The sequence below is a fragment of the Sphingobacterium sp. WOUb80 genome, from assembly GCF_050058145.1.
In the GTDB taxonomy this organism is placed as follows: domain Bacteria; phylum Bacteroidota; class Bacteroidia; order Sphingobacteriales; family Sphingobacteriaceae; genus Sphingobacterium.
The window spans coordinates 114,172-126,593 of sequence record NZ_CP165617.1; the positions used below are offsets into that span (position 1 = coordinate 114,172).

Below are 12,422 nucleotides of genomic sequence, written 5' to 3' on the forward strand. Positions count from 1 at the left end.
GTTTATTCAAATTGCTCATTATTAGATGTAAATGGTTTTTTTATGAACAAGATCACTATGGCAATAATTTGAAGTAAAGACAATAAAAGGCTAAGAATGCCATTTACAGGATATTCCTTTAAATCTTGAAGGATGAACTGAAAACCATCTAAGCTTATTAGTATTAATAAAAGAAGTACATATTTTACCCATTCATATCCTTTAGAAACTAAAATTCCTATTCCTACAACAAGTAAAACAGACATAAAGCTCATTATCCAATCGTTTAAAGTATATATTTCGTACGATAAAAGTGCATTTACTGAACCAATAGCAGCAGAAGCAAAATATAGTTTTGACGCTATTTTGTATTGTTTATTCATTTGTATAATATGATTTAATTTATCGAGTGTTCCGAATATATGCCTATTAATATGCTGCAAAAGTAATTATATTAGGGACATTTGTTTAAAGTTGGTAAAAATAGACCCAAAGGAATAATATACGATCTGATGATCGATCAACAGGAGATATAAAAATGTACAAAAATATTTGGCTTGCTTTAGTTGAAATCGAAGCAAAAGAAGGTGAAATATTTCATGATCTACTTGATCATGAAGAGGAACTCGAAGAGCAGTATATAGGTGCTTGGGGAAATGTCTTGGTTAATTGCGAAAGGATAAATCAAGTGCCTGACATCATTGAAAAAGGGTTGAATGAAAAAGGTATGACGGTCTTGTTTATTGACAAAATCGAAAACATGGAATCGTTGATAGAAGCAGTGCAAGTTGCAAAACAGGTGATTGATGAAGCTGATTGGCTTTTGAACTCTAATTATATATTTATGATAAGTGATAAGCTTTTTCCATATATTGAAAGGATATAAAAAAGAATTGGAATTATAATAAAATGTTAAGTTGTTTAGGAAGTAATTCTAGTCAAAAATTAGTTGTCGGAAGTTATGTAACGGAAGCTAGAAAAGGAGCAGCAATTAGGGCAGGAATGTCTATTTTTAGGAGTGGTTTCCGTTGCCTGACAATTTAAATGAAGATGTATATGAACTAACAGGTTTGGACTTGTTCAAGATGGATCGGCATAATGCGAAATTTAACCTAGAAAAAATTGATCATACAATTTTTGTTGAGTATTCTCCTTTTAAGAATTCGAGGGGCGAATTGTTAAAAATTAAACATCAATAACTATGCTGAAGGTTATGAAATTCAAAGTTCGATTTCCTGCTCCTTATCAAGTTGTCAATGTATATAATGATAACCTTGATGTCAATATTATTTTGGAGAATGATGAGGTTTATTTTGGAACATTGTTTACGTTGACGAATATCGATAAACTGATGGAAAAAAATCGTGAAATTTATTTTTGGTCTACAGATATGCTTATTGTAAAAGATCTCTCGTATCAGGGAATTCATGCAGCTCTCGATGCTGTATTAAATGATGGACGTTTTAACTCGTTTTTCAGTAAAATAGGCATGGTCAAGGATTTTTATTCTGATTTGGAGTGGAAAGATTTTTCGGATGTAATATCCGAGATAAAGGAGTAGTTCATTGAATGAAATAAAACCCAATACTGTTAGACGGGCTTTGCTATTTACTTCAGGTGGCTCTGTATTAAAAGAAAAGAAGATAAGTATGTTTGATACTGATTTATCCATATTAACGCGATAAAATATGAAGAAAAGTAATTTACAGTTGGAAATAATATATTTGATAAAATTAAGATGAAAATTTTAGAATACTTATATTTTAGAATGTATAAAGCATATCTTGACAAGAACGATGACCCAAAGGTTCGGTCTTTTATGTATATCTCTCTTTTACAGCTTGTTATTGCGGCTTCTTTTATAGTGTATTTAGAGAAAACATTAGCTATATGTAGCGTTTTTTCTGTGGAATATTTAAGCAAGATTAAACATAGTTATGTTTTTTGGGGTATGATTATCATTCCTATTCTTTTATTTAGCTATGCTTCGTTAGCTAGAAGGCCTTTTGCATACTACTCAGAAAAGTTTTCTATGTGTATTGCTAATAAATATATTAAAATTTGGATGTTAGTTATATTGCCTTTTCTATTTTTATTTTTTAGTATTCAATTATATATCTTTTTGTTTGGAGGAAATATCCTTGGAACTGAAATAGAAGGGATTATCTCTTAATAGTTGTTGAATTTAAATTCTATTTATGTTTTAATACTATGAAATAGACGATAGGCAGTAATAATATTTTGATCTTAATTTTGATAGTTCAGCTTTTGGCTTAGATACCACCTATTTAGTCATTCATCTCATCGTAATAGACATCTGTCTTACTCAGGATCTGCTGTACCTGTTCGTACTGTTTTTTTGTCAATCCTGTATCGTTCAAAAAGAAGAGACCACTCCATTTTATTTTTTTGACAGAAGCCAAAAAGGGCTCCCATTGCAGAGGATTATTCGTAAATGGTACATAGACCAGTTTGGGATTGTTGTACAAGGCTGCAGGGAAACTGGTAAACTGATTGTACGAAAAATTGGCCTTTTCCAATTTTTTTAATGTAGCAATAGATTTTGGCAGTGTCAATAGCCCAGCATGTTCTACTCCGATTTCCTTTAATTCTGGTAGCTGCTCAAATAGATCGGGCAGATCTGTCAGCTTGGTCTCACCTTTGTAATTGCCCGAAAGGTATAGGAAAGACAGCTTGTTCAAACTAAAAATTTCTTTGGGAAAAGCGCTGAACAGATTACCGTTTAGCCCAAGCTGTTTTAAGTTTTTGAGCTGTGCAAAGGAAGCAGGTAGATCCGTCAAGGGATTATTGCAGTCGAACTCTTCCAGCGCCGTCAAATTGGAAATACTTGCCGGAAGTACACTGAGATTATTTCTGCTTAACGCGATCTTTTTTAGTTTAGGATGGGCTGCTGTAATTTCAGGAAATGCGCTGATGTCTAGATTGTTGATTTCCAGTGATTCCATTTGATTGCCTTCGTTCATAATCTTTTGCAGGATCTCGCTGCTGAGTTTCTTTCCGGAGATGGAAGAACCCAGGAATAAAGTTTGTATCTGAGAAAGGTCTGTGTTTACTAATTCCTCCAGTTTCTCCAGATTAAGTTCTTGCCCATCTGTCTTTCTCATACGCACCTGATCGACTGCCCGCATAGGCATAGATATCATTCCTGCTGACATGCTTTCCGAATTACCCGCCTGTTCGATCACTTTTGGTGGCTCAGGGATTGGTTTTACCGCTGGTGGTGGGCCCTGTTTTTTCTTTTTCTTCTGTGCCGAAACGGTTAGCGTGAGTAATGATAGACTGAATACGATAATATATTTTTTCATGTGTGCGTTATCCTTTGTTCGTAAGACAAAGATGCACATTTTAAGACGAGTCTTTTCTGTAGATTTATATCCGATAGTTTTGGCTTACGATTCGTTGCACCTGGATGAATAATGGTTTATAGTTTTTTGAAAATATGAAGGGGAAAAGTGTGGGGGATTATAAGAGCTCCCTGATAAAATCAATTCTCAGGGAGTTTGTTGTTAAATGGGATCAACGTATAAATGAAATAAGCACGGGATTATTTCGCTTCGATCTTGTATACGAAAATCGGGATTTCTTGACCCTTGACAGTGGGTAAGGACAGCTGTAAAGCATCTTTACCTTGTGTCCATTTGACCTTAGAAGGACTGCCAAGCAAGCTCAGGCTCTTGATCTCAAAACTATCTTTTGCGAGCTCTGGAATGTCTATTGTAGCCGCCGACGGACTGCGTACAAAGAGATAAATGGCCTTCCCTTTCTGTGTAAAGCGATAGTCTGACACGATTTCTTTGGACGTCGCATCATTCACCGCATCTTTCATACCTGCTTTCTCCTTTTCGGCTACTTTTATGTCGGCCTGTACGGCTTGTGCGGTTTGTTTGCCGCTGCTCCAGACTGTGGTGCCGTAAATCGCTTCACCGTTGGTCTTCATCCAGTTTCCTATGTCATGAAGATTTTCCTGACTTTCAACAGGCCAGGTGCCGTCGCCTTTGGGGCCAACATTGAGCAGCAGATTTCCGCCCTTGCTCACGACCTCGATCAGATTGCGCACCAGGAGTTCTGGGCTTTTCCATTTTGTATCATGTCTATTGTAACCCCAGTTTTCGCTCATCGTGATGCAGGCTTCCCAGTTTTTCCGTGCAGTCGATACCAGCGACTGCTCGACAACGGCATAATCACCCAGACCATTACCTATCCGGCTGTTTATAATACAATCGGGCTGAATGGAGTGGATCAGATCTTTGATCTCCTCGCTCTGCTTTTTAGTAATGAGCTCGGGGGTGTCAAACCAGATAATGCCGATGGGGCCGTATTGCGTCAGCAATTCGCGCAGCTGCGGTTTGACTTTATTTTCAACGTATTTGTTCAGGTCTTTGGCATCTTCGTCGGGATAATCCCAGGTATTGCTACGCCCAGCTTTAACGGGCCAGTTGGTGGGTACATCGGGGTTTTCCCAATCGCGGCCGAGGGAATAATAGAAGCAGAGCTTCAGACCGTATTTCTTGCAGGCCACCGCAAGGTCCTTCATCGGATCTTTTGCCCAAGGGGTACGCTTAACGATGTTATAGTCGCTTACGGCTGAATTGTACATGGCAAATCCATCGTGGTGCTTCGCCGTGATCACCAGGTATTTCATGCCGGCATCGTGGGCCATCTGCGCCCAGCGGTCAGCATCAAAGCCGATTGGATTAAACTGATCGGCGATCTTTGCATAGGTCTTGACGGGAATCCGTTCGTAGAGCATAAAATGCTCGCCACCTTTGGTGGGATGACCGTCCCAGTCGCCCGCGGTCTGGGAATAGAGTCCCCAGTGCAGAAACAGACCGAATTTCCCGTCGGTAAACCAAGGAGCGGGCTGGCTCATGGCCTGCCCGCTAAGTAGAATAAGTATGCTTATGAGGATCTTATGTAAAATCCCTGTAAGCTGATTTTGTCGCTTGTTCATTGGCCTTTTTTTACCATTTTGGATTTTGTCCTAAGGCTGGATTTTTGGATAGTACATTGATCGGAAGTGGCATGAGGTAATGTTTGTCTTCGTCGAACACGCGATTGACAAAATCTGAACCTGCATATACGTCAATGTATTTCTTGCCACCTACTTCAACGGTTTTGACACTGCTCGATACTTTGGCAAAGCGCGGACTATTGCGGTCGCTATCTTCAAATCGGATACCCAATACTTTCTTCGCGAGATAGGAGCCCTTTTTCCAGCGCATGAGATCCTGAAAACGGGTCTGCTCATAGCAGAGCTCGATCCGGCGCTCCCTACGGATCTCCACCAAATTAGACGAGATGCCTTCACCGGCATATTTGGGATCCATTGGCGGATTGAGCTGCAACCTAGGGACTCCGGCTCTGTCACGAAGCAGATTGATGCTGCGATCCAGATCGGTCTGCGATAAGGTACCTAACTCGGCTTTTGCTTCGGCATAGTTCAGCAGAATTTCGGCATAGCGGAAAATAGGGGCATCGGTATCTGAATTGGTTGCCAGCTGCCGTTGGTCATAATCGAAATATTTGATCAGGTGGTAACCTGTTGCACTGATGTCGCCCCCCATGCCCAACAGTCTTGGATAGCCCACATTGGAACGGAATATCACCTGTTCTTCGCGGGGGTCGAGGACAATCTGTGCAAGGCGCGCATCACGGTTGTTAAATACGTTTTCGATAGTCGCATCGTTGTATATGCTGCTTAAGCCGATGGGTTTTGCACTGCCATCGGATTCGATGCAAAGGAAGTCGTCGACAAAATCACGTGTAGGGCCCGCATTCTGTGTCTGTACATAACCGCTCATATTGTGGGTTAAAATGCCCTTGACATAATTTCGAGCCATAATAATTTCGGGATTACTGGCCAGCTCCGAATTGATAAAGAGCGAGCGGTAATCGGCTTTTGGTTTGCCCGTGTTATAGATCTTATATACATTGCTGGTTATCAGTTTTTCGGAGGCATCGAGCGACTCGCGCAGGTAGTTTTCGGCATCACCCAGTCCATGGTATTTGCGATAGGTACCCTCGTAAAGTGCCAGCCTCGACTTGAGCGCCAATGCTGTATACTTGGTAATGCGGCCTGCACCATTCGTCCAGCTTGTCGGTAGATATTCGATAGCCAGATTGATATCGCGCAAGACTGAATCCATCACCTGCTTTCGAGGTGTACGTTTGTCAAAAAGCTGCGGTGAATCGGTATTCAAAGGGGTAGATACATATGGTACATCGCCAAAGTTTTGTACTTTATCGAGGTAAAACCAGGCTCTAAAAAAGAGGGCTTCTCCGGCGTATTGGTTTCTAATGGATTCGGCAATAGGCACATTTTGATAGTTGGCTAACATAACATTGCAAACGCGTAAAAAAGGCCACAACCAGCCGCCTTGGCCTGCATCATTCGGTATGGTCTGCTGCCCTGCAGCCCGTCGGATAAAAGTTTCGTGTTCGGAAGCCCGCGAGCCATGGTTGTCGGTCTGTGATTCAATAGGTACCACGGCATGTGTAGCACTTCCAAAGGCTGTGTTTGTAAAGCCAAGGAAAAACATATAGTCGCCATTATTGCCGGCTTGATTATAGATTCCATTGGCATAAGCTTTCAGGTCATCTTCTGAATTCCAATAGAGGCCATCATTTAAATCGGTCGTTGGCAACCGGTCCAAAAAGCTGTCGTTGCAAGATTGGAAGGCGATCGCTAGGGAGAAAAGGATAGGAATAGAATATTTTTTCATTGCTGTCATGTTAATACGTTAGGGTAATACCAAATGAATAAGTCCTGGAGAACGGATAGATCATAGCTCCGTTGCCTGCTGCGGCTTCGGGGTCATAGCTTCCTTTGATTGGCGAAAAGAAAAATAGATTTTCGCCGCTGAGGAAAACCTGCGCATTGGATAGTTTTAGCTTGCGCAAGATATTCGGATGGAAGGAATAACCTAAAGTCACATTTTTCAGGCGCAGGTAGGATGCATCCTGCAGGTATTTAGTTTGTGTCTGCTGGTTTTTGGTACTGCGTGCGACTGCCCGCGGGAAATATGCATCGGTATGTGTCGGCGACCAGGTATCGTCTACCCACCATTGCTGGGTGGCGAAGTACTGCGTGGCAACAGGCCAGAATGCTTGTCCTGTAGGCCAGAAATCACGTTTGCCTACGCCTTGGACAAAGAGATCCAGCGAGAAATTGGCATAATTGATTCCGCCGTTAAAGCCATAGGTATAACGTGGTGTGGTATTTCCGATGATGGAACGGTCTCCCGGATTGTCAACGGTATTGTCGCCAGGAGAAATTTCGTCACGGCCATTTTTCTGTACATGATCGCGCTCGAGGTACTTGATGTCACCTGCAGCCCAGTTGCTCCCTAGTCGCGACTGATCGGCATGATTGGCCACGTCGTCGGCATCAGCAAAAAAGCCTTCTGTGGTGTAGCCCCATATCTCACCTATTTTTTGCCCGACATAGTAATTTGTCAGTGAGCGGGTAGGGTTGTCAAACTTGGTAATTTTAGCTTGCGAATCCCCTAGGTTGAATCCCAGTGAGTAGGAAAGTTTTTCATTTACTTTATCTTTCCAGCTTAGCGCCAGTTCCCAGCCCTTGGTACGGAGTTCGGCTTTGTTTTCTACTGGTGATGAGGCACCTAAGAGTTCTGGATAGACTACGCTGGTAAGCATATCGGAGGTTGTCCGTTGGTACCAGTCGAAAGAAGCGTCGAGTTTGTTGTTAAAAAAGGCAAGATCGGCTCCGAGGTTAAACGTGCCGACTTTCTCCCAGGTCAGGCTATTGGAAACCAAGGTCGGTGGATTGACAATCACCTGGGTTTGGTTTCCAAAAATATAGTTGCTGGATATACCTGCCGACATAAAGGGAACAAAGGGATAATACCGGGTATTGCCCGACCAACTGCTCGAGGTGAGGAGCTGATTGCCCAGTTCGCCATAGGAACCTCTTAGTTTTAAATTGGAGAGTACTGGACGTGACCAGTGCATAAAATTCTCTTCGGAGACCCGCCATCCAGCTGATACCGAAGGTAGGAAGACGAAGCGGTTGTCTTTTGGAAAGCGTGAAGTACCATCGTAACGGCCGTTGACTTCCAATAGATATTTGTCGGCATAGATGTAGTTCAGGCGGAAAAAGCCTCCGCGTAATGCCCATTCATAACCGGTTTGTTCTACCCGCTGTTCGCCCGAGCCCAGCGATAGCGTCGGCTGCTCCTGATTGAGGATTCCTAGACGTGTCCCCTTGTTGGAACCGTATTTGGTCAGTTCCTGGTTGTAACCGACCATTGCCTTGAAGTAGTGTTTGCCCAAAGTCTTCTCATACTGTGTATAAGCATTGAAGGAATAGTAATCTCTTCGGTTATCTTCGATACTGTAGGAGTTGTTGGTAGAATTGCCTTCAGTCGGAACAAAATTGGACTTGATCATATCCACCTTTTTACGATGGGCAGTGTTTTTATCGATATTCAGGTTATAATTGAAATCGATATGTCCTGTCCAACCTGGCATAAATTTGAGGTCGGCATTGATGGATGTCCAGATGTCTTCATTCATGGAGTGATTGCGACCGCCTTTTTCGAGGAGCGGAATTGGATTTTGGTCGTCGAAATACATGCCGTTGTATTTATCATACTGTGGATAGGCAGGATCGCCGTTCCATTGGTAGGGACGTACAGGGCTGGTAAAGACAAATTGATGCCAGATGGAATTTCCGTAGTTATAGGGCTCGTCATTGTCAGTATGGTTGTAGAGCGCACGTAAGCCCAGCTTAAGCCAGTCTGTTGTCTGGTTTTCGACACTCAGGCGTGTATTGAGGCGCTTGAACTGATCGCTGTTGATCTTGAGCAAGCCTGTCTGATTGTTGTAACCCACGGAGCTGAAGAACTTCGTTTTCTCGGTTCCGCCGGAGAGGGAAATATTGTGTCTTTGGGAGAAGGCGAAATCTTTCATCAGCATATTTTGCCAGTCGTTATAGCCGTAAAAACGGTAATTGCCCCCGACGACCTCATAGGAGGGGTTGTTGGCCGGATCGGCGGTCCAGGCTTTCATTCCGGCGATGGTAGCGTCGTCATACATCGGCGCCAGACCGGCATTGAGCATAGCCTGATTGATGTAGTCGGCATGTTCATAATTTTTCTTAACGATCTCGGGGAAAATGCTGGGTTGCGAAAATCCAAAATTATTGTTGTAGGATACCATTGTTTTATCCACATTGGCTGCGCTTTTGGTGGTGATCAAGATGACTCCGAAAGCTCCCCGTACCCCGTAGATTGCTGCTGAAGATGCGTCTTTTAAGACGGTGACATTGGCTATATCATTCGGGTTGACCAGGTTCATATTCATTTCCACACCATCGACAAGTACCAGTGGGCCACCGCCGTTGATCGAAGTGGTACCACGGACATTAATACCCGGATTACTAGCTGGATTGCCACTTGAGGGAGTTATGGTCAGATTGGGAATCGCCCCCTGTAAACCCTGAGCTACGTTGTTGATGGGCCTGTTTTTCAAGATCTCGCCACTTACATTGTCCACAGCGCCAGTCAGATTGATCCGCTTTTGTGTACCATAACCGACTACAATAGCCTCTTCGAGCGCACTGTCATTTTCTTCCATGGAGATTGTTAGGCCATTGGCATTGGCACTGTTGAACCGGACGGTCTGCTGTTTGAAAGAAAGGTGCGAAATCGTCAGGTTGCCTTCGGCCTGGGATGATTTAAGGGTGAAATTGCCCTTGCTGTCTGACGATGTGCGACTATTGCTACCGTTGATGCTGATCGTCGCATTTTCAATGGGAGCGCCATCTTTTGCCGCAAGCAAACGGCCTTTGATACTGTACTGCTGCTGTGCTGGCACCTTATCTTTGGAGGCGTTTGGCAGCACAATAATATGATTTTTGTGCATCTCAAACTCTAAGGGTAACTCGTCTGACAGTTCTTTAAGTACGCTTTCCAGCTTTTGGTTGTATACATTGACATTCACCTGTTTGAGGTCATTGAAGAGGCTCTCGTCATAAAAAAAATGATAGCCCGTCTGTTTTTTGATTTCTTGAAAAATCGTTTTGAGGTTCCCTTTATTAACATTTAAAGTGACCTGCTGTGCTTCGGTCTTGCCATAAGCACCATAGGTAAAAAGTAAACCCAGAAATAAGGTTGCTTTCATCTTTTTTGAAATGAGCGGTGCAAAGCTGGGTTCGGCCATTCGGTTCCCGAACAGGTAATCTTTGCATTTGATAAAGTAATTCATATTTTCAGTAATAGGGTTGGTTTTTTGGTTTTAATTCTAGTACAAATGTTATTTAAGTGCGCTGCTTTAGGCAGCATTGATAAATCTTTACATCATATTGGATCCTCCTTTGATTTTTAAAAATTGGTTTATCTTTTTAGTTTTTATTCTTTACAGTAACTGTTTTTCTGTCAATTTCAAATTCGACGCCGGCGCCGCGTTTAATGAGTTCTAAGGCTTCGGCAAGGCTGACGCTTCGGCTCATGCTACCGCCAAAGGTCTTTTTGGTAATTGGTCCCTGATAAATGACTTTTATGTCGTACCAGCGTGCCAGCTGTTCCATAATGTCCTGAACCTGGTCGTGTTCGAAATAAAAATAGCCGTGTTGCCAGGCGGTTTCTTTTTCAATATTTGCTTGGGTGACACGCATGTTGCTGCCATCGAATTCGACTTTCTGTCCGGGGATAATCTTTCTGCTGCTCTGATTTTTATTGGTCAGCTGGATGTTGCCGTTGATCAGGGTCACATTGGAAGCTGTATTGCTATAGGCCGTCAGGTTGAAAGCGGTGCCTAGGACTTTGATGTCGCCATGGATGGTGCTGACAATAAAAGGCCTGTCTTTTTCGTGAGCAACTTCAAAGTATGCTTCACCGCGCAGTTCAACCTGACGCGTCGACTTGCCGAAGGTCAAGGGGTAGATCAATTCGGAAGCCGAATTGATCCAGACTTTGGTACCGTCGGGAAGTACCATGCGATAGAAGCCCGACGCTGGAACACTCAATGTGTTTTTTAGGTTGGCAAGTGCTGCATTTCCGCTATTGGGCTTATAATGCAGCTGTCCGCCGCTTACTTGGAGCTGTTCGCCATTCTTTTCATGGAGAGTCGTCTGTTCTTCCGACAAGGTGACAACTTTACCATTGGATAGGGTGAGGGTGGCCTTTTGTCCACCAGGTAAAACATCATTTTTATAGTGGTATACCTGATCGGGAACGAGTTGTTTGTCCTGATTTATCATTCGAAGAAATAAGGCTATACCAACAAAGACAAGGAGGCTGGCTGCTAAACCTATATAGATACCGAGTCTCGACATATCCATACCAAATAGTCGGCGGGCAGGTTTGATGGATCCTCGGGATAGGATATTGGCCCTTGCCTGATCCAGGTCTAATCTATCCCAGAACTGCGCGTCGTTGGATCTGATCCCTTGACTGGTATATCGATCCCATTGATTACGCAAGCTGGGATCTTCGTCGAAGATTTTTTGTAGGGTCTGCCTGTCAGCTTGGCTCAGTGTCCCGCTGAAGTGTTTTACTAAGAAATCGACAAGTACAAATTGGTCATCCTTCATCATGTTCAATTGGTGGTATAAATAGAGGAGCCACTGCGGATGGAAAAGGATGGAAAAGAAGTTGGGGGAAAGTGTAAAATATTGTTATTCAGAAAGTAAAAATAATAAAAGCATCAGGAGATGGGCATTGAGACGTACTTTTAGAAGCTGAATAGCTCTTTTTTTCTGACTTTTGACGGTATTGATAGAAATAGATAGGTTATTGGCTATTTCATCGTTAGAGAGTTTCTCAAAAACAGCCATGTGTAGCACCTGCCTGCAGCCTTTTGGTAACTGATGGATGGCTTCCATCAGCTGGTGGATAACTTCGGCCTGTATCATGGCGTCCATGACGGTCTGTTCTTCGATCATGTCCTTGTCAAGCTGATCGACGTATCTGTTCCTTGTTTTTTCGCTGCGGATCTGTTTGAGGCAATTGTTGCGGACGGAGATGAAAAGATAGCTTTTGCGTGCATTCTCCTCTTCGGGCAGGGTATTGCGCCCTTCGCAAAGTCCGGCAAAAAAACTTTGTACAACATCCTCGGCCTGAGCTTCGTCACGAAGGATATTGTTTGCAAAAAGACAAAGCTGTCGGTAATATTGCTGAAAAAGAGATTCAATATTGTAGGGTAAAGCTATCTGCAAGTTTTTCAACCGGTTTAATCAAGTATTAAGAAATCGACATAACAGGTGCTCTAGGAGCACGGTATAAATATAGGGAAATCTGCTTAGCTTTTGAATTTGAGAAAGGAGAGCTGTTCTTTTATTTCTTCGAAAACGATTGCGCATAAAGCATATTTAGAAGCAGATGGAAAAGGTGGAGAGCTCACTGTTTGGAATTTGTTTATCCGTTTGATTAAAAATTGCGCAATCGATTGTTTGAAAATTA

Annotated in this window: 10 protein-coding genes; 3 read left to right on the plus strand and 7 right to left on the minus strand. The window is 42.8% G+C overall.

Translation table 11 applies throughout. The features are described from left to right. Positions 1-2: 2 nt before the first annotated feature. Positions 3-362, minus strand: coding sequence for a hypothetical protein (locus AB1Z56_RS00495; RefSeq protein ID WP_426790738.1), 360 nt, complete (start codon positions 360-362; stop codon positions 3-5). Positions 363-517: 155 nt separating this feature from the next. On the opposite strand from AB1Z56_RS00495, the gene AB1Z56_RS00500 reads away from it, so the two are divergent. The 3 genes from AB1Z56_RS00500 to AB1Z56_RS00510 all read left to right on the plus strand — a co-directional run bounded on the left by AB1Z56_RS00500 (position 518) and on the right by AB1Z56_RS00510 (position 2,152). After that, complete coding sequence (locus AB1Z56_RS00500; RefSeq protein ID WP_426790739.1) at positions 518-865, plus strand: hypothetical protein; 348 nt, start codon at positions 518-520, stop codon at positions 863-865. A gap of 327 nt (positions 866-1,192) precedes the next feature. Further along, the gene (locus tag AB1Z56_RS00505) at positions 1,193-1,540 is read left to right on the plus strand and encodes a hypothetical protein (protein ID WP_426790740.1); all 348 of its coding nucleotides are present in this window, start codon (positions 1,193-1,195) and stop codon (positions 1,538-1,540) included. Between the two features lie 177 nt (positions 1,541-1,717). Further along, positions 1,718-2,152 (plus strand): hypothetical protein, encoded by a 435-nt coding sequence (locus tag AB1Z56_RS00510; RefSeq protein WP_426790741.1) that lies wholly within the window; start codon positions 1,718-1,720, stop codon positions 2,150-2,152. 115 nt (positions 2,153-2,267) lie between these two features. On the opposite strand, the gene AB1Z56_RS00515 is transcribed toward AB1Z56_RS00510, so the two are convergent. The 6 genes from AB1Z56_RS00515 to AB1Z56_RS00540 all read right to left on the minus strand — a co-directional run bounded on the left by AB1Z56_RS00515 (position 2,268) and on the right by AB1Z56_RS00540 (position 12,187). Beyond that, positions 2,268-3,305 carry a leucine-rich repeat domain-containing protein gene (locus AB1Z56_RS00515; RefSeq protein WP_426790742.1) on the minus strand — a complete coding sequence of 346 codons (1,038 nt, stop codon included), beginning with the start codon at positions 3,303-3,305 and terminating at the stop codon, positions 2,268-2,270. Positions 3,306-3,544: 239 nt separating this feature from the next. After that, entirely contained in the window at positions 3,545-4,951 is a 1,407-nt protein-coding gene (locus tag AB1Z56_RS00520; protein WP_426790743.1) for an alpha-L-fucosidase, read from the minus strand. 10 nt (positions 4,952-4,961) lie between these two features. Continuing rightward, positions 4,962-6,722, minus strand: a complete 1,761-nt coding sequence (locus AB1Z56_RS00525) for a RagB/SusD family nutrient uptake outer membrane protein (protein ID WP_426790744.1) — start codon at positions 6,720-6,722, stop codon at positions 4,962-4,964. Positions 6,723-6,732: 10 nt separating this feature from the next. Next, positions 6,733-10,143, minus strand: coding sequence for a TonB-dependent receptor (locus tag AB1Z56_RS00530; RefSeq protein WP_426790745.1), 3,411 nt, complete (start codon positions 10,141-10,143; stop codon positions 6,733-6,735). Between the two features lie 220 nt (positions 10,144-10,363). Then, positions 10,364-11,557, minus strand: a complete 1,194-nt coding sequence (locus AB1Z56_RS00535) for a FecR family protein (protein WP_426790746.1) — start codon at positions 11,555-11,557, stop codon at positions 10,364-10,366. Positions 11,558-11,638: 81 nt separating this feature from the next. Further along, positions 11,639-12,187 (minus strand): RNA polymerase sigma-70 factor, encoded by a 549-nt coding sequence (locus tag AB1Z56_RS00540; RefSeq protein ID WP_426790747.1) that lies wholly within the window; start codon positions 12,185-12,187, stop codon positions 11,639-11,641. Between the last annotated feature and the right edge of the window lie 235 nt (positions 12,188-12,422).